Source organism: Marinibacterium sp. SX1 (genome assembly GCF_050389775.1).
Taxonomy (GTDB): Bacteria; Pseudomonadota; Alphaproteobacteria; order Rhodobacterales; family Rhodobacteraceae; genus Marinibacterium.
This window is the reverse complement of record NZ_CP177144.1, coordinates 1,548,207-1,567,626: the sequence shown is the minus strand read 5'-3', so window position 1 is coordinate 1,567,626 and position 19,420 is coordinate 1,548,207. Positions and strand designations below refer to the sequence as shown.

Here is a 19,420-nt window from a genome sequence, read left to right as displayed (position 1 = left end):
CAAAAGCCGCCCCTACAGCACCCAGGCAAAGGCCCGTTTCAGCTCGGCCACGCCCCCGGTCTCGAACCATTGCCCATGGGCCAGGGTCACCCGGTCGGGACCCCAGTCGATCATCCGCTCGACCGCCCCGCGCAGCTGGTCGCGCCCGTTGCGAAAGGTCGCCCGCATGTCGCGCGGCATCGCCCCGCCCGGCGCCAGGATGCCGGCCATCTTCAGCAGCGGCCGCATCCAAAGGGGCATCTTGTCGCCTTCGAAATTCTCGATCAGGTCGGTCAGGATCAGCGTGCGGGTCGGCCGGTGAAAGAACACCGCCTCGCGGTGGGTGCGGCTGCCCTCGACGATCATCTGGTCGATCTCGCCGGCCCAGTCCGGCGGCGCGTCCTGGCCCAGCCGATGATCCACATGCAGGGCCAGGCCCTTGCTCCGCGCCCGTTCGACCACCCCCGGCGCGGCCCAGGATGTCACCCCCGGAAAGGCCGCCTGCCATTCGGTGAGATAGGCATAATGGATCCAGTTCGGCGCCACCAGGTGGCGCACCGGCCCCAGCTCGGCCAGTTCGGCCCGCAGGCCGGGCGTCAGCCGGGTCGGGGAATGCACCCACAGATCCCCCGATGGCAGCCGGATCACCACCGCCCGGGTCGAGAACGGCAGGCCGTAGAACCGGATCGCCGGCCCATCCACCAGCCACAGCCCGTAGACCACGGGCTTGAGCGTGTTGAGAGGTTCATAGCCGGTTTCCATGCGCCGATCCCACCCGTGCCACAGGCCTCAGCCTAGCAGATGCGCGCCTTCGGGTCCCGCCCGTAGCCCGGAAAATCCACCGATTTTCCGTTCCATTTTCTTAAGTTAAGAAAATGGCGCCCGTGTCCGCCACGGGCGCCATCCAATCCGTCAGGCAAATTCGCCGGCCAGCGCCTTGTCGATCAGCGCGACGGTCTCGCCCAGCCCGTAAAGCGCGATGAACCCGCCGAACCGCGGGCCCTGGCTGGCGCCCAGCAGCACCTCGTAGAGCGCCGTGAACCAGCCCCGCAGCGGGTCGAACTTGTCGCGCCCCACGGCATAGACCACCGATTGCAGCGCCTCGTCGTCGATCGGCCCGTCATAGGCCTTGAGCGCATCGCGCAGCTCTTCCAGGGCCGCCCGTTCCTCGTCGGTCGGCGCCCGGAACACCTTCTGCGGCTTGACGAAATCGTTGTAGTAGCGCACCGCGAACCCGGCCGCCTGGTCCATCTGCGGATGCCCCTCGGGCGTGGCATCGGGCGCATAGCGGCGGATGAAGCCCCAGAGCGTCTCCTTGTCCTCGGCCCCCGACACCGACGCCAGGTTCAGCAGCATCGAGAAGGTCACGACCATGTCGGATTTCGGCACGTCGTGGCCGTGGATGTGGAACACCGGGTTGGCCATGCGCCCCTTGGCATCCTGCGTCCCGTAGGCCCGCAGCTGCTGGTGGTATTCGTCCATCGCCTTGGGGATCACGTCGAAATGCAGCCGCTTCGCCGTCTTGGGCTTGAGATACATGAAATACGACAGGCTCTCGGTCGAGGCATAGGTCAGCCATTCGTCGATCGAAATCCCGTTGCCCGACGACTTGGAAATCTTCTGGCCCTTGTCGTCGAGGAACAGCTCATAGGTGAAATGCTCGGGCTTCTTGCCGCCGAGGATTTCACAGATCCGGTCGTAGATCGGCGTGTTGGTCGAATGGTCCTTGCCGTACATCTCGAAATCGACGTCCAGCGCGGCCCAGCGGGCGCCGAAATCGGGCTTCCACTGCAGCTTCACGTTGCCGCCCGTGACCGGCAGCGTCCATTCACGACCATCCTCGTCGTCGAAAGTGATCGTGTAGTCGTCGCGGTTGACCGATTTCATCGGCACGTACAGCACCCGCCCCGTCTCGGGATGGATCGGCAGGAAGATCGAATAGGTCTTGCGCCGCTCTTCGCGCAGCGACTTCAGCATGACCTTCATCACGTCGTCGTATTTCTCGACCGCCCGCTTCAGGACCTCGTCGAACTGGCCCGACTTGTAGAACTCGGTCGCCGAGTAGAATTCGTATTCGAACCCGAAGGTATCCAGGAACCGGCGCAGCATGGCATTGTTGTGATGGCCAAAGCTCTCGTATTCCTCGAACGGATCGAACACGCTGGTCAGCGGCTTCTGGATGTCCTCGCGAAGCCGCTCCTGGTTGGGCACGTTGCCCGGGATCTTGCGCATCCCGTCCATGTCGTCGGAAAAACAGATCAGCCGGGTCGGAATGTCGCTGATCTGCTCAAAGGCCCGGCGGATCATCGTCGTGCGCAGAACCTCGCCAAAGGTGCCGATATGCGGCAGGCCCGACGGGCCATATCCGGTCTCGAACAGCACGAACCCCTTCTCGGGCGGTGCCTTTTCGTAACGTTTGAGCAACCGGCGCGCTTCTTCGAAAGGCCAGGCTTTGGAAGCAAGTGCGGCATCGCGCAGGTCGGACATGATGATCTCCAAGAGGTAAAGGGCCGGTCGGGGCACCCCCGCCGGCAGCGCGGCTTGCCTATTGTAAGCCTCGCCCCGCGTCAATATTTTGCGCAACCAAGCAACAGGCCCGAAGGAACAGCCCAGCGATGACCGCCGACACCCAGACCAACGACCACGCCCTGAGCGCCCAGGATTGCCTGGTGGCCCTGATGGTGGCCATTTCGGCCTCGGACGAAAACATCCGCACGGCGGAGCTGGTCAAGATCCAGTCGTCGGTGAACATGCTGCCGGTCTTTGCCGATTACGACATCGACCGGATGAACACGGTGACCCAGATCGTCTTCGACCTGTTCGAACAGGAAGACGGGCTGGATGCGCTCTTTGGCCTGATCCGGGATTCGCTGCCCGAACGGCTGAACGAAACGGCCTATGCGCTGGCCTGCGACGTGGCCGCCGCCGATGGCAACCTGGCCGAGACCGAGCTGCGCCTGCTGGAGGAAATCCGCTACGAGCTGGAGATCGACCGGCTGCATGCCGCCGCAATCGAACGCGGTGCGCGGGCCCGTCACCTGACCTGATGTGCGGCCGTCCCGCCCCCGGTCCGGCCGGGCGGCGGGGCGCCTCAGCTGCCGTACAGCAGGCCCCAGCGGTCGATCAGCGCCTGCTGCATCCGTTTCGACGTGCCATTCCAGCCACGCGCCCCGGCCGGGCGTTCCTCGCCCGCGGCCACGGCCCGGGCTCGCCGCTCGGTATCGCCGGTCAGGATCGCAAAGGCCAGTTCGGTCCCGTCCTGGGCCGTCATGAACCCCGCCAGGCAGGACACGAAGAACAGCGTCCCGGTCTTGGCATCGACCCGGATCGGATGGCTGCTGGACGGCCGGCCCTGGCTGTCGCGCATGGCAATGCGCTTCAACAGCGGGCGCAGGACGTTGTCCTGGCGCACCTTCACCAGCGCGACGGTCAGGTCGCGCGCCGTCATGCGGCTGTCGACGCCCAGCCCGGAATGATCGACCAGCCGCGATCCGGTCATGCCCAGCGTGTCCGCCGCCCAGTCGCTCATCATCGCCGCCGATTGCGCCAGCGTCTCCGGCCGCCCGCCCCGGGCCACCGTGGCCGTCAGCCCGACCATCTCGGCGGTCAGGTTGGTCGACCATTTCAGCATGTCGCGCAGGATCTCGGTCAGCGGCTCTGATTCGAAGATCACCAGTTCGGTCATCTCGCCCGACAGGCCGCGTTCGACCCGGGCCGGTTTCAGCACGATGCCATTGCTGCGCGCCAGGGTGCGAAAGACATCGCCGGCATAGGCCCCGGGCCGGCGAACCGGCAGCCAGCGCGCCCCGCCATTGCCAAGCGCCCCGCCGGCCACGGTCCATTCGTCGACCCCGTCGCGGTCGACATAGGTATAGACCGGCACCGACCGGTCGGCCACGCGCATCCGGGCCATGGCCACGTCGGGCCGGTAGCGCTCGGTACGCGCATCCATCGTGATCGCATAGCCCGATCCGCCCCGGCGCCATTCGAAATGCACGCGGTTGTAATTCAGGGCGATGCCCGACACCGCCGGGCTGTAACCCACGTGGACCAGCTGCTCGGGGTCGATCGTCGGCACATAGGGCAAGGCCCCGGCATCGACGATGAAATCGCCGCGCACCTCGCGCAGCCCCCCGGCCTTGAGATTGGCCGCAAGGCTGGCCAGCCCGTCGGTGTCCAGCGTCGGATCGCCTCCGCCCTGCAGGATCAGGTCGCCATGCAGCACACCATCGCTCAGCCGGCCCCGGGCCAGCAGCCGGGTGCGAAAGCGGTAATCGGGCCCAAGCGCATCCAGGGCGTATAGCGTGGTCAGCGCCTTGGTCACCGACGCCGGCGGCAGGGCGGTCGTCGGGTTGAGATCTTCGAGCACCAGCCCGGTCTTCACATCGGCGACCGACAGGCTGACATCGCCGGTCAGGTTGTAGCCGGCCACCAGGTCCTCGACCCCGCCGAGGGTCAGGGCCAGCAGATCGTCGCCCCGTGCCACCGGGCGCAGGGAGCGGTCGGGCGCATTGGCCAGGGCCGGCCCGGTCAGCGCGAATGCCGCCGCGCCGCCCAGGGCAAACCGTCGGGTGACAAGCCTCGTCATGGCCGCCAATTAACAGCAGCCGCGCCGGCCGAACAACATGAAAACCCGTGGATTTGAACGCTTTCCCGCATCCGTGATCCCTCTGCTCCGCGCCCCGTCATGGCCCGTCACATCGCCGCCGCGGCGCGCCGGTCCATGACCATGCCGCTCACGCCTGCCATCCGCCGCTGGCCCGGATCTGGGTCGACGAGATATCCATCATCGGCACGTTGACGAAACACCAGGCCGGTGTGTCGGACCGCGCCAGCAGGTGGCTGTCACTGGCCGCGATCCGGTAGCGCCCGTAAAGCCGCGCCGCCGGTGACATCCGGGCCGAGATCCGGTCGCCCGGCCGGGCCAGAACGCCCACCGGCACCGTTTCCATGATGTACCGCCAGTCGCGCCAGCGGTGGAACGAGGCCAGGTTGTCGGCCCCCATCAGCCAGACGAACCGCACGCCGGGATACAATTCGCGCAGGCAGGCGATGGTTTCGGCCGTGACCCGCGTGCCCAGCCGGCATTCGACATCGGTCACCGTCACCCGCGGGTGGTGCATGATGTCCCGGGCCGCCTGCATCCGCGCCGCGATCGGCGCCGGCCCGCGTTCCTTCAGCGGATTGCCCGGCGATACCAGCCACCAGGCCCGGTCCAGGCCAAAGGCCCGAAGCGCCTCGCGGGTGATATGCACATGCGCGGCATGCGGCGGATCAAACGATCCACCCAGCAGCCCGACGGTCATGCCCGGGCGCAGAAAGGGAAATCCGGCCTTCATCGCGGCACACCTGTCGCCCTTTCCGCCGCCAAGTCAATCTGTGCCGCGCCAATGGGTTGCGTTTTTGCCGCATCCCGCGCCCCGTGGCGGCCCTGCCCCCGCGCCAGGCCGCGCATGGCCCGCATTGCCCTTCCCCCCCGCACTGATTATACCCTTGGCGACCTTCCCGAACGCGCGAGTACTCAGCCATGGCCGCCTATCAGTACGTCTACCACATGGACGGTGTCTCCAAGACCTATCCCGGAGGCAAGAAGTGCTTCGAGAACATCCGCCTGAGCTTTCTGCCTGGCGTGAAGATCGGTGTCGTCGGCGTCAACGGCTCGGGTAAATCGACCCTGATGCGCATCATGGCCGGCATCGACAAGGATTTCTCGGGCGAGGCCTGGGCCGCCGAAGGCGCCAAGGTCGGCTACCTCCCGCAGGAGCCCGAGCTCGACCCGGCCCTGACCGTGCGCGAGAACGTCATGCTGGGCGTGGCCGCCAAGAAGGCCATCCTCGACCGCTACAACGAAGTGGCGATGAACTATTCCGAGGAAACCGCCGACGAGATGGCCGCCTTGCAGGACCAGATCGACAGCGAGAACCTCTGGGATCTCGACAGCCAGATCGACGTGTCCATGGAAGCCCTGCGCTGCCCGCCCGACGATGCCGACGTGACGAAGCTGTCGGGCGGTGAGAAACGCCGGGTGGCGCTCTGCAAGCTGCTGCTCGAACAGCCCGACATGCTGCTGCTCGACGAACCGACCAACCACCTGGACGCGGAAACCATCGCCTGGCTGCAGCAGCACCTGATCGACTACAAGGGCACGATCCTGATCGTGACCCACGACCGCTATTTCCTCGACGACATCACCGGCTGGATCCTGGAACTCGACCGCGGGCGGGGCATCCCCTACGAGGGGAATTACTCGGCCTGGCTGGAACAGAAGGCCAAGCGGCTGGAACAGGAAGCCCGCGAGGACAAGTCCCGCCAGAAGACGCTGGAACGCGAGCTGGACTGGATGCGGCAGGGCCAGAAGGCGCGTCAGGCCAAGTCCAAGGCACGGATCTCGGCCTATAACGACCTGGCGAACCAGTCCGAGCGCGAGAAGATCTCGCGCGCGCAGATCGTCATCCCGGCGTCCAAGCGCCTGGGCGGAAAGGTCATCGAGGTGGATCACCTCACCAAGGCCTATGGCGACAAGCTGCTGATCGAAGACCTGACCTTCTCGCTGCCGCCCGGCGGCATCGTCGGCGTGATCGGCCCGAACGGCGCGGGTAAATCGACGCTGTTTCGCATGCTGACCGGCCAGGAAACGCCGGACCAGGGCTCGGTGGAATTCGGCGACACGGTGGATCTGTCTTATGTCGACCAGTCGCGCGACGATCTGAACGGCGACGACACCGTCTGGGAAGCGATTTCCGGCGGGGCCGAGGTGATCGAACTGGGTGATGCGCAGGTCAATTCGCGGGCCTATTGCTCGTCGTTCAACTTCAAGGGTGGCGACCAGCAGAAGAAGGTCGGCCTGCTGTCGGGCGGTGAACGCAACCGGGTGCACATGGCGCGGCTGCTGAAGGCCGGCGGCAACGTGCTGCTGCTCGACGAGCCGACCAACGACCTCGACGTGGAGACCCTGCGGGCGCTCGAAGACGCGTTGACCGAGTTTGCGGGCTGCGCGGTGGTGATCTCGCACGACCGGTTCTTCCTGGACCGGATCTGCACGCATATCCTGGCCTTCGAGGGCGAAGGGCATGTCGAGTGGTTCGAAGGCAATTTCGAGGATTACGAGGAAGACAAGAAACGTCGCCTCGGCCCGGATGCGCTGGAACCCAAACGGCTGAAATACAAGAAGTTCGCGCGGTAAGCCCGGGGCGCATTGCGCCCCGCCCGCGGGCCGGGTGGCGGGGTGAACCCCGCCCTACGCGGCCCATCGGCCCGCCCGGATATCGCGGTGGATCGAGGAAAACGCCCAGTCCTCGGGCCGTGTGACCAGCCCATGGTGCACCGGATCCATATGACATTTGCGGACATGCGCCGTGTAATCGCCCGGCCCACGAATGTGATGCTCCCAGAACCGGCGCTGCCATATCCCCACCTCGCCCTTGCGTAGGGCGGGGTTCACCCCGCCGCCCGGCCCAAACGCCGGCACCTCCGGGGCAGCGCCGCGAAACCGCAGGTGCTTGGAGAAATGTGCCTTGATCGATCCCCAACGCTGGGAATAGTTCGAATCGCAATGCGGCAGGGTCCAGACCGCGTGCATGTGGTCCGGCAGCACAACCCAGGCATCGATCCCGAAGGGACGGCGCTTGCGCACATGGGCCACCGCCGCGCGCAACAGGTCGACATGATCGGTCAGCAGCGACGTGCCCTCTCGGGCCAGGCAGACCGTGAAAAAGACCGTGGCACCGGCGATTCTGGGGCGGATGTAGTTCGGCATGACCGAAACTCGCCCACGCGGGGTTAAGGCCAGGTAAAACGCCACTCTCGGCGCCGCTGCTCGCCAAAACCCGCGCGCAATAACCCCGCGTCGATCCGCCAAGAAACCCCGGCTCCGTTGCATCCCGGGAACAGGCGCCGGCGGAATGCCATCGTTTTGAACGATCTTGTCCAAATGGACCCCGCCACGCTCCAAGCCGGCCGTGCGCAGCTGAGACATGGCGCATGGGGACGCAGCGGGAAACCGATTGCAATCGCCGGTTTACCCCAACACCCCTGGCGCCCACCGTCGGATCGAAAACGCGCGCCACCAGCGCTGCGGTCAATGCCCCCACCCGCCCCGGCGCGCCAGGTCGAGCGTCGCGATCACGCCACGTGCCGGGGCTACGGCAGGCGCCGCACGACCGGGAGGCGGCGACGAAAACTCGCAACCCACTGAATTTAATCAGTATTCCACCAGACCACGCGCAACACGACCGACCATCTTCCCGTCTCACGGAACATCCCGCCCCGCCCCGGCGTTCGCTTTCCAAACCCAACGCGGAGGAGCCGCCCCATGCTTTACACCATCCTGATCATCGTCCTGATCCTGGCCGTCATCGGCGCCCTGCCCCGCTGGGGCTATTCGACGGGCTGGGGCTATGGTCCGTCCGGCGGGCTGGGCCTGTTGCTGGTCATCCTGCTTGTCATCGTCCTGCTCAACGGCGGCGTCTGACCCTAAAAGCCCCGCTTTTCACCCTGATCCCAAGGTACAAGTCCTGAATGCCACCCTTGCTTTTAGCGCCAAACAGCATCATATGGCGAGACGCGACCGTTACCGCATCTCGACCCGCTGTCTCCGTTTCCGGCTTCAGTCTCGATTGCCAGGGACCGACGCCAGGCTGCCGAATGATTCGGGCGGCACATGACAAGGAGACCACGGACAATGCCCACCGGCACCGTGAAATGGTTCAACGAAACCAAAGGCTACGGCTTCATCGCGCCCGACGAGGGCGGCAAGGACATCTTCGTCCACATTTCGGCTGTCGAACGCGCTGGTCTGACCGGCCTGAAAGACAACCAGAAAGTGACCTACGAGCTGCGCTCGGGCCGCGACGGCCGCGAAAGCGCCGATCAGATCGAACTGGCCTGATCCGCTCATGGGGCGGGCTTTTGCCCGCCCTTTCCAAGGCTTGCACGTCCACATCGGCCCCGGCCGGTAATGACGCATGGCAAGCTCTCTGCGCCGTTTTCAGGCTGCAGCCCCGCATTGCATCCCAGCCCCTGATCCCTGCACCCCGGCCCCTTTGCGCCGGAGAAATCGCCATGACAGGCGCCTGCGGCCCGAAGCACAGCCGAAACACCACACACGCGCGATCGTGAGGGCCGCAAAAACCTGCGCGCCTTGACCAATTGGTCACCGATTCGCGATAATCCTTCCCAAGGTAATGATGGAGACCCGTGCATGTTCACTCGCCGCACGTTCCTGGCCGCAACCGCGGCCGGCGTATCCCTGCCCCTGGCCGTCGAAGCCCAGACCCTGGGGTTCGAACCCGCGCCGCAGACCGTCAAGATCAAGCAGAGCTATGCGCCCGGCCAGATCCTGGTGCTGCCCCGGTCCTACTACCTGTATTACGTGACCGAGCCGGGCACGGCGATCCGCTATGGCGTGGGCGTCGGCAAGGCAGGGCTGGAATTCACCGGCAGCGCGGTCATCGGGGCCAAGAAGGAATGGCCAACCTGGCGCCCGACCAACGAGATGATCGAGCGTGATCCGGTGGCCTACGGCAAGTTCAAGGACAACGATTACGTCCAGCCGGGCGGCCCGGGCAACCCGCTGGGCGCGCGGGCGCTCTACCTGTTCCAGAACGGGCGCGACACCTATTTCCGCATCCACGGCACCACTGCGCCCAGCACCATCGGCACCTCGGTGTCGAACGGCTGCATCCGGCTGCGCAACGAACATGTCACCGATTTGTATTCCCGCGTGCCTGTGGGAACGACGGTCACGGTGCTCTGACCCTCGGCGCGGATCCGGTCCGCGCCTCTTGTCGGTCCTGTCGCGGGGCCGATCAGGCCGTGGCCTTTGGCCCGGCCGATCCTGGCAAGTGTCGACGTCATTTTTGCAAGTGCCGACCTCATGTTGCCATGTGCTCATGCTGCCATGTGAAAGGCACGACGGCCGACCACCGGTCGGCAACGTGCGGGCAAACACCTTCCGGCGTGTCCGCAGGTCCTGCCGAAACGGTCGCTTTGATCCAAACTCATCCGGTCCGCTTGCAGCCCGGCCAGCCGGCCGCCGCCGGGTCAGGCTTCGTACGCACATGGCGCTATGGTCTAGTGCGCCCGTTGCGCACCGGTCTCATACCCCCATTGTGCTATGGTCTCGTGCGCTTGTGGCGCAACGGCATCCCGCCACCATGGCACGCGTGTCTCGCGCCCTCATGACGCGCAGGCCCCGCTGCGCATGAAACGCAAACCCCGCGCCCCCGTGACACGCAGACACCATACGCCCATGGCGTGCAGGTCTCCGGCGCCATCAGCACGCAAACCCTTCGCGCCCGTCGCGCGACGGCTTTCCCCTGCACCGACAATATCGCCCGGCCGCTTGCCGCGGCGCCCGGGGGGATCAGTCTTCGGCCCGGGTGACCAGTTCCAGAACCTTCGGCCCCAGCCCCTCGACGATCAGCGCCACGCCATCGGCATTGGGATGCAACCGGTCGGCCTGCAGGTAGGGCGCCAGCGCCTCGGGCGAGGCGCCGATATCCAGCACGCCGGCAAAGAAATTGTCGGCATAGACCACGTCATGGCTGGCCGCGAGATCGGGATAGATCGCGTCAAAGGCCGCCTTGTACTCGGCCCCGTAGTTCAGCGGCGCCTCGAACCCCACCAGCAGCACCGGCACATCGGCTTCCTCCGCCGCATCCAGGATCGCTTCGAGGTTCTGCCGGGCGACCTCGGGGGCGATCCCGCGCAAGAGGTCATTGGCCCCCAGCGCCACGATCAGCCCCTGAACCTCGTCGCCCAGGGTCCAGCCGACCCGCGCCGCGCCGCCGGCCGTGGTGTCGCCCGACACGCCGGAATTGATCATCCGCACATCGGCCCCGTGATCGACCAGCCAATGTTCCAGCTGGGGCACAAAGCCCCGTTCGGGCGGCAACCCGTGGCCCTGGGTCAGGCTGTCGCCCAGGGCCGCGATCACCGTTTCCGCATGACCCGCCCCGGCCGACACCAGGAAGGCCGCAAGGGGGGCGGCGAGAGGGCCGACAAGGGCGCCAAGGGGGCCTTTGCCCCGTCCGATCTTGCGCATGGGCCGCGTTGCTCCATATCCAACTGACAGGCCGACAAAGGAAAATCCATGCCCGTCCTCTCCCTGAAAGATGCGTGCCTTTCGCTGGAAAGCAATGCCGGGCGCATCGACATCCTTCATTCGATCGACCTGGACGTGGCGGAAGGCGAGACGCTTGGCCTGATCGGCCCGTCCGGCTCGGGGAAATCCTCGTTGCTGATGCTGATGGGCGGGCTGGAACGGGCCAGCTCGGGCCGGATCGAGGCCCTGGGCCATGACCTGACGGCGATGGACGAAGACGCCCTGGCCCGGTTCCGGCGCGACACGATGGGCGTGGTCTTTCAGTCCTTCCACCTGATCCCGACGATGACGGCGCTGGAAAACGTGGCCACGCCGCTGGAACTGGCCGGGGCCGGTGATGCCTTTGACCGGGCAGCGGCGGCGCTGGACCGGGTCGGGCTGGGCCACAGGGGCGACCATTACCCGGCCCAGCTGTCGGGCGGCGAACAGCAGCGCGTGGCCCTCGCCCGGGCCGCCGCGCCGCGCCCCCGGCTGCTGCTGGCGGACGAGCCGACGGGCAACCTGGACGCGGCCAACGGCACGGCGATCATGGACCTGCTCTTCGAACTGCGCGACGCCCATGGTGCGACGCTGGTGCTGGTGACCCACAGCGACGAGCTGGCCGCGCGTTGTGACCGGGTCGTGCGCCTGCGCGACGGGCGGATCGACGGCACAATGGCCGAGGCCGCGGAATGAGCCTGGCGCTGGCGGCGCGGTTCGCCCGGCGGGAATTGCGCGGATCGTTCCGCGACTTCCGGATCTTCCTGGCCTGCCTGGCCCTGGGCGTCGCGGCCATCGCGGCGGTGGGCACGGTGCGCGCGGCGATCGAGGCCGGGCTCGATTCCGAGGGCGCGGCGCTGCTGGGCGGCGATGCCGAGATGGAATTTACCTACCGCTTTGCCAGCGCGGACGAGCTGGGCTGGATGCACGACCGGGCCGAGCGGCTCAGTGAGATTGCCGATTTCCGCTCGATGGTCGTGGTCACCCGCGATGGCCAGACCGAGCGCGGCCTGACCCAGGTCAAGGCCGTCGACGACGCCTATCCGCTGGTCGGCCGGGCCCGGCTGGACCCGGACATGCCCCTGGCCCGGGCGCTGGACGGGGCCGACGGGCGGCCCGGGGTGGTGATGGACCCGCTGCTGATCGACCGGCTGGGCCTGCACCCCGGCGATGTCGTGCGCTATGGCGACAGCGACTTCGTCCTGACGGCCGCCCTGCTGCGCGAGCCCGACAATGCCTCGGGCGGGTTCGGGCTGGGGCCGCGGTCGATCCTGCGGCGGGCCGACCTGGAAGGGTCCGGCCTGCTGGCGCCGGGCACGCTGTTTTCGTCGAAATACCGGATGGATCTGCCCGAAGGCACCGACCTGGCCGCCCTGCAGGAGCAGGCCGAAGCCGACCTGGCCACCTCGGGCATGCGCTGGAGCGATGCGCGCAACGGCGCGCCGGGGGTCAGCGAATTTGTCGAGCGGCTGGGGTCGTTCCTGGTGCTGGTCGGGTTGTCGGGCCTGGCGGTGGGCGGGGTCGGCGTGTCGGCGGCGGTGCGGTCGTACCTGGCCGGCAAGACGGCCACGATCGCCACCCTGCGCACGCTGGGAGCCGACCGGGCGACGATCTTCCGTACCTATTTCCTGCAGATCGGGGCGCTGTCGGCCCTGGGCATCGCGCTGGGGCTGGTGCTGGGCGCGGTGCTGCCGCTGGCCGTGGCCCCGCTGATCACCGCCCAGCTGCCGATCCCCGCGCGGTTCACGCTTTACCCCGGGCCGCTGGCCGAGGCGGCGCTTTACGGGGCGCTGACGGCCTTTCTGTTTACCCTGCTGCCCTTGTCGCGCACCGAGAACATCCGCGCGGCAACGCTGTTTCGCGATGCCCTGGGCGCCGCCGCCCTGCTGCCCCGGCCGCGCTACCTGGTGGCCCTGGCCCTGGCCCTGGCGGCGCTGGTCTCGGCCGCGGCCTGGTTCAGCGGCACCTGGTGGCTGACGCTGTGGACGACCGGAGGCATCGCCGGGGCGCTCCTGGCCCTGGCGCTGGCCGCCGTGGCGATCCGCCGGCTGGCCCGGCGCGCGGCGCCCTGGTCGCGCGGGCGGCCGGCGCTGCGTTGGGCCCTGTCGGCCATCTCCGGCCCGCGCGAAGGCGCCGGGTCGGTGGTCCTGTCGCTGGGGCTGGGCCTGTCGGTGCTGGCCGCCGTCGGCCAGATCGACGGCAACCTGCGCCGGACCATCGCCGGCAACCTGCCGGAAACTGCCCCGTCCTATTTCTTTGTCGACATCCAGAAGGACCAGATGCCCGGCTTTGCCGCCCGCATGGAGGACGATGCCCAGGTCTCGGCGCTGGACAGCGCGCCGATGCTGCGGGGCATGATCACCCGGATCAACGGCCAGCCCGCCCGCGAAGTGGCCGGCGATCACTGGATGCTGGAAGGCGACCGGGGCGTGACCTATTCCGGCGCCCTGCCCGACCGCACGCGGATCACCCGGGGCGAATGGTGGGGCGAAGGCTATGACGGGCCGCCGCTGGTGTCGGTCGCGGCCGAAGAGGCCGACGAGATCGGCCTGCAGCTGGGCGACGTGCTGACGATCAACATCCTGGGCCGCGACATCGATGCCAGGGTGGCCAGCTTTCGCGAGGTCGATTTTTCGACCGCGGGCATGGGCTTTACCCTGGCCATGAACCCTTCGGCCATCGAGGCCGCGCCGCACAGTTTCATCGCCACGGTCCATGCCGCCCCCGAGGCCGAGGCCGCGATCCTGCGCGATATCGGCGCGGCCTTTCCGAACGTCACGGCCATCCGCGTGCGCGATGCCATCGAACAGGTGGCCGACCTGCTGACCGGCCTGGCCGCGGCCACGTCCTATGGGGCCATGGCCACGCTGCTGACCGGTTTCCTCGTGCTGATCGGCGCGGCGGCCTCGGGCGTGGCGGCCCGGCGCTACGAGTCGGCGGTGCTCAAGACCCTGGGCGCCACGCGCGGGCGCATCCTGGCCAGCTTTGCCCTGCGTTCGGCGATCCTGGGCGCCGCGGCGGGCCTGGTCGCCCTGGGCGCGGGCATTGCCGGCGGCTGGGCGGTCAGCCGGTTCATCCTCGACACCGATTTCGCGGTGATCTGGTCCTCGGCCCTGGTCATCGTGGCCGGCGGCGTGGGAGCGACATTGCTGGCCGGTCTGGCCTATGCCTGGGCCCCGCTGGCCGCCCGCCCCGCCCGGGTGCTGCGCGCCCGGGATTGACATTGGACCGGCGGGCCGCTCCATGCGGGGGACCACAGGGGCACCTGGCCCGCCTTGTCGCGCCCTTACAGGCGCGCGGGCGGAGGCGCCCGACCACGAGCGGAGCCCCCCGCAACACGACGAAAGGCCCGACATGTCCGACCCGTTCTTCTTCGGCTATGGCAGCCTGGTGAACCTGGCCACCCACACGTTCACCGATGCCCATCCCGCCACCATCCGCGGCTGGCGCCGGGCCTGGCGCTATACCCCCCTGCGCGAGGTGGCCTTCCTGACCGTCGTGCCCGATGCCGGGGCCGAGATCGAGGGCATGATCGCCCATGTGCCGGGCAATGACTGGGCCGCACTGGATGAACGGGAATATGCCTATGACCGCCATGCCGTGACCGACCAGGTCCGCCACCCGGTGACCCGCCCGCTGTCGATCGCTATCTACGCGGTGCCCGAAGCCGGCCAGCATGTGCCCGACCGGCCCCATCCGATCCTGATGAGCTATCTCGACGTGGTGGTGCAGGGCTATCTGAAGGTCTTTGGCGAAGACGGGGTGGACCGGTTCTTTGCCACGACCGACGGCTGGACCAGCCCGGTACTCAACGACCGCGCCGCGCCGCGCTATCCCCGCCACCAGGACCTGAGCCCCACCGAGCGCGACATCGTCGACAGCCGGCTCGCCGCCCTGTCGGTGCCGGTCATCGCCCTGGACTGAACCGGCGCTTGTGCCCGGCCTCAGGCGCCGGGCAAAGGGGGGCGCCGAACGCCCCCCCCGGCGATCAGAACGTCTTGTTGACCTTCTGGATCAGCGGCATCAGCGCGGCCATTTCCGGGCCCCGGGCCTGGCCGGTCAGAGCCTTGCGCAGGGGCATGAACAGGCCCTTGCCCTTACGCCCGCTCTCTTTCTTGACCGCATCGGTCCAGGCGCCCCAGGTCGTTGCGTCATAGGGCGGCTCGGGCAGCAGGCCGAAGGCAAAGGCGATGAAATCGCGGTCCTCGTCGGCCACGTCGGGCGTCGCCCCGTCGCGCAGCATCTCCCACCAGGGGCCCAGGTCCTTCAGCGTCGTGATATTGTCCTTCATCACCGCCCAGAACGGCGCCGCGATCTCGTCGGGCACACCGGCCGCAGCCACGTCGCCGGCCACGGCCTCAAGCGGCAGGCCCTGCAGCAGGCGGGCGGTCAGCGGATAGAGATCCTCGACATCGAACTTGGTCGGCGCGGCGCCGAACCGCGTGATGTCGAACCCTTCGACCAGCTCGGACACGTCACCGCGCAGCTCGACCGGATCGGCCGAGCCGAGCCGGGCCATCAGGCTGAGCAGCGCCATCGGCTGGACCCCGGCCTCGCGCAGATCGCGCAGGGCCAGCGTGCCCAGCCGCTTGGACAGCGCCTCGCCCTGGGGGCCGGTCAGCAGCGAATGGTGGGCAAAGCGCGGCGCGGTGCCGCCAAGCGCCTCGATGATCTGGATCTGGGTCGCCGTGTTGGTCACGTGGTCCGACCCGCGCACCACGTCGGTCACGCCCATCTCGGTGTCGTCGACGACCGAGGCCAGGGTGTACAGCACCTGCCCGTCGCCCCGGATCAGCACCGGGTCCGACACGCTGGCCGCATCGATCGAAATGTCGCCGAGGATCCCGTCGGCCCATTCGATGCGCTCCTGGTCCAGCTTGAACCGCCAGACCCCCTGCCCGCGCTCGGCGCGCAGCCGGGCCTTGTCGTCGTCGCTCAGCGCCAGGGCCGCCCGGTCATAGACCGGCGGCTTGCCCATGTTCAGCTGTTTCTTGCGCTTGAGGTCCAGCTCGGTCGGCGTTTCCCAGGCCTCGTAGAACCGGCCCATCTCGCGCAGGCGGTCGGCCGCCTCGGCATAGCGGTCCAGCCGCTCCGATTGCCGCTCGACCCGGTCCCAATGCAGGCCGAGCCACTCCATGTCCTGCTTGATGGCATCGACATATTCTTCCTTCGACCGCTCCGGGTCGGTGTCGTCGATGCGCAGGATGAAGGTGCCCCCGGCCTTGCGCGCGATGAGATAGTTCATCAGCGCGGTCCGCAGGTTGCCCACATGGATATAGCCGGTGGGCGACGGCGCGAAGCGGGTCGTGGTCATGTCTGTCTCCTGGATCCGATCCGGGCTTTCTCATGGCCGGCCGCGATTGTCCAGTTTTCCCCGGAGCCTCAGGTCGGCTCGACCGGCCAATGCCCGGCCAGGTCGCGCAGCCCGGCCCGGATCAGCTCGGCCAGCACCCCGGCGTCGACATCGTCCAGCCGGGTGATGTAAAGACAGGACCGCCCCAGCCGGTGCTTGCCCAGCCGGCCCAGGATCTCGCTGAAATCGGCATAGCCCGGCATGATGTAGATCGTCAGCGCCGCCTTGCGCGGGGCAAACCCCGTGGCCAGGAAATCACCGTGTCGCCCGCTGGCATAGGTGTAGTGATACCGCCCGTACCCCAGGATGCTCTCGCCCCACATCCGCGGCTCGTACCCCGTGGCGTTGCGAAAGATCCGGTCCAGCTCCCGGGCCTCCCCGGCCCTGCGCGCGGGCTGAACACCGGCCAGGTACTCCGCCACCGACGCCCCCGTCTCCACCGTCTTCATCGCCACCTCCTGCTTCTTTCTCTTTCCAAGTATCCGGCCGTCCACCGGCCGCCCCGCGCCGCACACGGAAATTTGAGCGATCATTCACGCAGCCGCCGCATGCGCCCGGTCTATCATTGCGCCCATCAACACGGAGGATGCACGAATGACCCTGACCAGACGTACCGCCCTGCTCGGTGGCGCCGCCCTGCCCATGGCCGCCGCCACCGCCGCCCGGGCCGCCGAACACGAAAGCGCGCCCGCCATGCCCCCGATGCCCCATGCCCGCGGCTTCCAGCTCGGCGATTTCGCCGTCACCACCCTGCTCGACGGCTCGCTGCCCCGCGACGGCGTCAAGGACATCTTCGGCGTCAATGTCGACGATACCACCTTCCGCGATGTCTCGGCCGCCAATTTCATTCCCGCCGACATGGCACAGTTCTATTTCACCCCCACCCTCGTCGACACCGGGGCCGAGCTGGTGCTCTTCGACACCGGCCTGGGCCAGGGCGGCATCACCCGCGCGCTGGCCGAAGCCGGCCGCACCCCCGACGAGATCGACGTTGTCGTGCTGACCCACATGCATGGCGATCACATCGGCGGGCTGATGACCGACGGCGCCCCGACCTTCGCCAATGCGCGCTATGTCACCGGCCGGGCCGAATACGACGGCTGGAAAGCCCTGCCCGACAGCGGCCCGGCCAAGCAGATGGCCACCCATGTCGATCCGCTGGCCGACAAGATGACCTTCATCGAAGATGGCGACAGCCCGGTGTCGGGCATCACGGCCATGGCCGCATTCGGCCATACCCCGGGCCACATGACCTACATGCTCGAAAGCGCCGGCCAGCAGCTGGTTCTGACCGCCGACCTGGCCAATCATTACGTCTGGCCCTTCCAGGATCCCGACTGGCACACCTCCTTCGACAGCGACAAGGACGCCGCCAGCGCCTCGCGCCGGCGCATCCTGGCCATGCTTGCCACCGAACGGGTGCCGATGATCGGCTACCACATGCCCTTCCCCGCCGCCGGCTTCGTCGAGACCCGCGGCGAAGGCTTCCGCTTTGTCCCCGTCGGCTACCAGCTGATGGGCTGAGCGCAGCGCGCCCCAGGGGTGGGCCCGCAACCGCGTCCAACCCCCGCATCCGGGCTCCCTGAGCGGGGCGCATCGCCCCGTAGGATGGGTTCTTGAACCCATCCTACCCCTGGCCCGGGCGGGACCGTCAGAACCCTTCCATGATGCGGATCGGCGAGCCGTCGTGGAACCGCGACAGGCGCAGTTCGTGCGGGTCGACCACCGGCGGCTTGCCCGTCACGATATCGGCCATCAGCCGCCCCGCCCCCGGCCCGATGCCAAAGCCATGGCCCGAGAACCCGGTGGCAATGTGAAAGCCCGGCACCTCGTCCACCGCCGAGATCACCGGCACGGCGTCGGGCGTCACGTCGATCAGCCCGGCCCAGCTCTGTTCGATCCGCGCACCTTCCAGCACCGGAAACGCCTTGCGGGCCGCCGCCCAGCTGGCGTCGCGCAGCCGGCCATGCGGATCGGGATCAAGGATGCGGGCCCCTTCGAAAGGCGTGACCTCGTCGGGCCGCCAGCGCCGTTTCATGCGCATCTCGGTCCACCAGCGGTCGGACAGGCGGAACTGCAGGGCGTTCCATTCGGCCTTCAGGGCCGGGAAGAACTGGCGCATCAGCCGGAAACTATCGGGCACGATATCGACCACGTTGCCCTCGCCGGTGGCAATCGTATAGCCCCCGTCGGCCCGCTTGCGGATGGCGAAATCATCGGTCCAGGCGCTGGTTTCCGGCCCGCCCTCGACCGGCGAGGTCCGCAGCACCGTGTTCAGCACCTTCAGCTGCGGCAGCTCGATCCCCGCATTGCCCGCGAAAAGCCGCGACCAGGCGCCCCCGGCCAGCACCGCCGCGTCACAGGCCACCCGGCCCGTCTCGGTAAAGACCCCGGTCACCCGCCCCGCCTCGACATCCAGCGCCCGCACGGCGCAGCCGGTCACCAGGTGGGCGCCCCGGTCGCGGGCGGCCTCGGCGATGGCCGGCGCGGCCCATTGCGGCTCGGCCCGGCCGTCCATCGGCGTGAACAGCGCGCCATTGGTGGTGATGCGGTGACCGGGCAGAAGATCGTCGAAATCCTGGCCGTCGATCACGTTGCAGGCAATCTGGTGCGGCTCCAGGTGCCTGGCCCAGTTTTCATACCCCGCCCGCGAGCGTTCGCCGGCGGCAGCAAAGAGGATGCCGCAGCGGGTGTAGCCCAGCTTGCGGCCGGTGCGCTCTTCCAGCCCCTCCCAGATGCGCAGGGCCTCGATCATCAGCGGGATCTCGCGCGGGTCGCGCAGCGACAGCCGCACCCAGCCCCAGTTGCGCGAGGATTGCTCGGCGCCGATCTCGCCCTTCTCGGCCAGCAGCACGGAATGGCCCCGCTCGGCCAGTTCCAGCGCCGTCGAGGCGCCGATGATGCCGCCGCCGATGACAACAACATCGACGCGGGCGGGAAGAGAGGGATCGGAGGCGACGGGGGTGGGGGTTGGTCCTGGCATGGCCGCACATTATCCGCCGCGC

The 19,420-nt window shown here is 67.9% G+C and carries 18 protein-coding genes; 9 read left to right on the top strand and 9 right to left on the bottom strand.

Features of this window, described 5'->3' with window-relative positions:
* Window positions 1-12: 12 nt before the first annotated feature.
* Together ACK3BB_RS06990 and ACK3BB_RS06985 are read right to left on the bottom strand one after the other, a co-directional pair.
* A complete protein-coding gene (locus tag ACK3BB_RS06990) occupies window positions 13-741 on the bottom strand; it encodes a DUF4336 domain-containing protein (RefSeq protein ID WP_428928000.1) in 729 nt (242 codons plus the stop codon).
* Between the two features lie 150 nt (window positions 742-891).
* The gene (locus tag ACK3BB_RS06985) at window positions 892-2,466 is read right to left on the bottom strand and encodes a lysine--tRNA ligase (RefSeq protein WP_428927999.1); all 1,575 of its coding nucleotides are present in this window, start codon (window positions 2,464-2,466) and stop codon (window positions 892-894) included.
* Window positions 2,467-2,594: 128 nt separating this feature from the next.
* Here ACK3BB_RS06985 and ACK3BB_RS06980 point away from each other — a divergent pair, with 128 nt between their 5' ends.
* Window positions 2,595-3,026, top strand: coding sequence for a tellurite resistance TerB family protein (locus ACK3BB_RS06980; protein ID WP_428927998.1), 432 nt, complete (start codon window positions 2,595-2,597; stop codon window positions 3,024-3,026).
* A gap of 44 nt (window positions 3,027-3,070) precedes the next feature.
* Here ACK3BB_RS06980 and dacB read toward each other — a convergent pair whose 3' ends face one another.
* Window positions 3,071-4,567 carry a D-alanyl-D-alanine carboxypeptidase/D-alanyl-D-alanine endopeptidase gene (gene dacB / locus ACK3BB_RS06975; protein ID WP_428927997.1) on the bottom strand — a complete coding sequence of 499 codons (1,497 nt, stop codon included), beginning with the start codon at window positions 4,565-4,567 and terminating at the stop codon, window positions 3,071-3,073.
* Window positions 4,568-4,715: 148 nt separating this feature from the next.
* Complete coding sequence (locus ACK3BB_RS06970; protein ID WP_428927996.1) at window positions 4,716-5,318, bottom strand: nicotinate-nucleotide adenylyltransferase; 603 nt, start codon at window positions 5,316-5,318, stop codon at window positions 4,716-4,718.
* 188 nt (window positions 5,319-5,506) lie between these two features.
* On the opposite strand from ACK3BB_RS06970, the gene ettA reads away from it, so the two are divergent.
* Window positions 5,507-7,162 (top strand): energy-dependent translational throttle protein EttA, encoded by a 1,656-nt coding sequence (ettA, locus tag ACK3BB_RS06965; protein ID WP_428927995.1) that lies wholly within the window; start codon window positions 5,507-5,509, stop codon window positions 7,160-7,162.
* Between the two features lie 54 nt (window positions 7,163-7,216).
* Here ettA and ACK3BB_RS06960 read toward each other — a convergent pair whose 3' ends face one another.
* Complete coding sequence (locus ACK3BB_RS06960) at window positions 7,217-7,735, bottom strand: REP-associated tyrosine transposase (protein WP_428928695.1); 519 nt, start codon at window positions 7,733-7,735, stop codon at window positions 7,217-7,219.
* A 555-nt stretch (window positions 7,736-8,290) separates the two neighbouring features.
* Between ACK3BB_RS06960 and ACK3BB_RS06955 the strand changes: the two genes are divergently transcribed.
* The 3 genes from ACK3BB_RS06955 (at window position 8,291) to ACK3BB_RS06945 (ending at window position 9,733) form a co-directional block, all read left to right on the top strand.
* Window positions 8,291-8,449: a DUF3309 family protein gene (locus ACK3BB_RS06955; RefSeq protein WP_428927994.1), complete on the top strand. Its 159-nt coding sequence runs from the start codon at window positions 8,291-8,293 to the stop codon at window positions 8,447-8,449.
* 210 nt (window positions 8,450-8,659) lie between these two features.
* Window positions 8,660-8,866 (top strand): cold-shock protein, encoded by a 207-nt coding sequence (locus ACK3BB_RS06950; RefSeq protein WP_428927993.1) that lies wholly within the window; start codon window positions 8,660-8,662, stop codon window positions 8,864-8,866.
* A 312-nt stretch (window positions 8,867-9,178) separates the two neighbouring features.
* A complete protein-coding gene (locus ACK3BB_RS06945; protein ID WP_428927992.1) occupies window positions 9,179-9,733 on the top strand; it encodes a L,D-transpeptidase in 555 nt (184 codons plus the stop codon).
* Between the two features lie 609 nt (window positions 9,734-10,342).
* On the opposite strand, the gene ACK3BB_RS06940 is transcribed toward ACK3BB_RS06945, so the two are convergent.
* Complete coding sequence (locus ACK3BB_RS06940; RefSeq protein ID WP_428927991.1) at window positions 10,343-11,023, bottom strand: arylesterase; 681 nt, start codon at window positions 11,021-11,023, stop codon at window positions 10,343-10,345.
* 48 nt (window positions 11,024-11,071) lie between these two features.
* Between ACK3BB_RS06940 and ACK3BB_RS06935 the strand changes: the two genes are divergently transcribed.
* The 3 genes from ACK3BB_RS06935 (at window position 11,072) to ACK3BB_RS06925 (ending at window position 14,986) form a co-directional block, all read left to right on the top strand.
* Window positions 11,072-11,758, top strand: a complete 687-nt coding sequence (locus ACK3BB_RS06935) for an ABC transporter ATP-binding protein (RefSeq protein WP_428927990.1) — start codon at window positions 11,072-11,074, stop codon at window positions 11,756-11,758.
* Window positions 11,755-14,283 carry an ABC transporter permease gene (locus tag ACK3BB_RS06930; protein ID WP_428927989.1) on the top strand — a complete coding sequence of 843 codons (2,529 nt, stop codon included), beginning with the start codon at window positions 11,755-11,757 and terminating at the stop codon, window positions 14,281-14,283. The genes ACK3BB_RS06935 and ACK3BB_RS06930 overlap by 4 nt, the downstream gene beginning before the upstream one ends.
* A gap of 133 nt (window positions 14,284-14,416) precedes the next feature.
* Complete coding sequence (locus tag ACK3BB_RS06925; protein WP_428927988.1) at window positions 14,417-14,986, top strand: gamma-glutamylcyclotransferase family protein; 570 nt, start codon at window positions 14,417-14,419, stop codon at window positions 14,984-14,986.
* 64 nt (window positions 14,987-15,050) lie between these two features.
* Here ACK3BB_RS06925 and gltX read toward each other — a convergent pair whose 3' ends face one another.
* Together gltX and ACK3BB_RS06915 are read right to left on the bottom strand one after the other, a co-directional pair.
* On the bottom strand, window positions 15,051-16,376 hold the full coding sequence (gene gltX / locus ACK3BB_RS06920; protein WP_428927987.1) for a glutamate--tRNA ligase: 1,326 nt from the start codon (window positions 16,374-16,376) through the stop codon (window positions 15,051-15,053).
* Between the two features lie 68 nt (window positions 16,377-16,444).
* A complete protein-coding gene (locus ACK3BB_RS06915; protein WP_428927986.1) occupies window positions 16,445-16,864 on the bottom strand; it encodes a DUF1801 domain-containing protein in 420 nt (139 codons plus the stop codon).
* A 145-nt stretch (window positions 16,865-17,009) separates the two neighbouring features.
* Between ACK3BB_RS06915 and ACK3BB_RS06910 the strand changes: the two genes are divergently transcribed.
* Window positions 17,010-17,939 carry an MBL fold metallo-hydrolase gene (locus tag ACK3BB_RS06910; protein WP_428927985.1) on the top strand — a complete coding sequence of 310 codons (930 nt, stop codon included), beginning with the start codon at window positions 17,010-17,012 and terminating at the stop codon, window positions 17,937-17,939.
* Window positions 17,940-18,066: 127 nt separating this feature from the next.
* Here ACK3BB_RS06910 and ACK3BB_RS06905 read toward each other — a convergent pair whose 3' ends face one another.
* Window positions 18,067-19,398, bottom strand: a complete 1,332-nt coding sequence (locus ACK3BB_RS06905; RefSeq protein WP_428927984.1) for an NAD(P)/FAD-dependent oxidoreductase — start codon at window positions 19,396-19,398, stop codon at window positions 18,067-18,069.
* Window positions 19,399-19,420: the final 22 nt, after the last annotated feature.

Coding starts and splice junctions, on each gene's coding strand:
- ACK3BB_RS06905 (WP_428927984.1), bottom strand. CDS start 19,398: ATGCCAGGACCAACCCCCACCCCCGTCGCCTCCGATCCCTCTCTTCCC.
- dacB (WP_428927997.1), bottom strand. CDS start 4,567: ATGACGAGGCTTGTCACCCGACGGTTTGCCCTGGGCGGCGCGGCGGCA.
- ACK3BB_RS06910 (WP_428927985.1), top strand. CDS start 17,010: ATGACCCTGACCAGACGTACCGCCCTGCTCGGTGGCGCCGCCCTGCCC.
- ACK3BB_RS06940 (WP_428927991.1), bottom strand. CDS start 11,023: ATGCGCAAGATCGGACGGGGCAAAGGCCCCCTTGGCGCCCTTGTCGGC.
- ACK3BB_RS06970 (WP_428927996.1), bottom strand. CDS start 5,318: ATGAAGGCCGGATTTCCCTTTCTGCGCCCGGGCATGACCGTCGGGCTG.
- ACK3BB_RS06935 (WP_428927990.1), top strand. CDS start 11,072: ATGCCCGTCCTCTCCCTGAAAGATGCGTGCCTTTCGCTGGAAAGCAAT.
- ACK3BB_RS06990 (WP_428928000.1), bottom strand. CDS start 741: ATGGAAACCGGCTATGAACCTCTCAACACGCTCAAGCCCGTGGTCTAC.
- ACK3BB_RS06915 (WP_428927986.1), bottom strand. CDS start 16,864: ATGAAGACGGTGGAGACGGGGGCGTCGGTGGCGGAGTACCTGGCCGGT.
- ettA (WP_428927995.1), top strand. CDS start 5,507: ATGGCCGCCTATCAGTACGTCTACCACATGGACGGTGTCTCCAAGACC.
- gltX (WP_428927987.1), bottom strand. CDS start 16,376: ATGACCACGACCCGCTTCGCGCCGTCGCCCACCGGCTATATCCATGTG.
- ACK3BB_RS06960 (WP_428928695.1), bottom strand. CDS start 7,735: ATGCCGAACTACATCCGCCCCAGAATCGCCGGTGCCACGGTCTTTTTC.
- ACK3BB_RS06955 (WP_428927994.1), top strand. CDS start 8,291: ATGCTTTACACCATCCTGATCATCGTCCTGATCCTGGCCGTCATCGGC.
- ACK3BB_RS06945 (WP_428927992.1), top strand. CDS start 9,179: ATGTTCACTCGCCGCACGTTCCTGGCCGCAACCGCGGCCGGCGTATCC.
- ACK3BB_RS06985 (WP_428927999.1), bottom strand. CDS start 2,466: ATGTCCGACCTGCGCGATGCCGCACTTGCTTCCAAAGCCTGGCCTTTC.
- ACK3BB_RS06950 (WP_428927993.1), top strand. CDS start 8,660: ATGCCCACCGGCACCGTGAAATGGTTCAACGAAACCAAAGGCTACGGC.
- ACK3BB_RS06930 (WP_428927989.1), top strand. CDS start 11,755: ATGAGCCTGGCGCTGGCGGCGCGGTTCGCCCGGCGGGAATTGCGCGGA.
- ACK3BB_RS06925 (WP_428927988.1), top strand. CDS start 14,417: ATGTCCGACCCGTTCTTCTTCGGCTATGGCAGCCTGGTGAACCTGGCC.
- ACK3BB_RS06980 (WP_428927998.1), top strand. CDS start 2,595: ATGACCGCCGACACCCAGACCAACGACCACGCCCTGAGCGCCCAGGAT.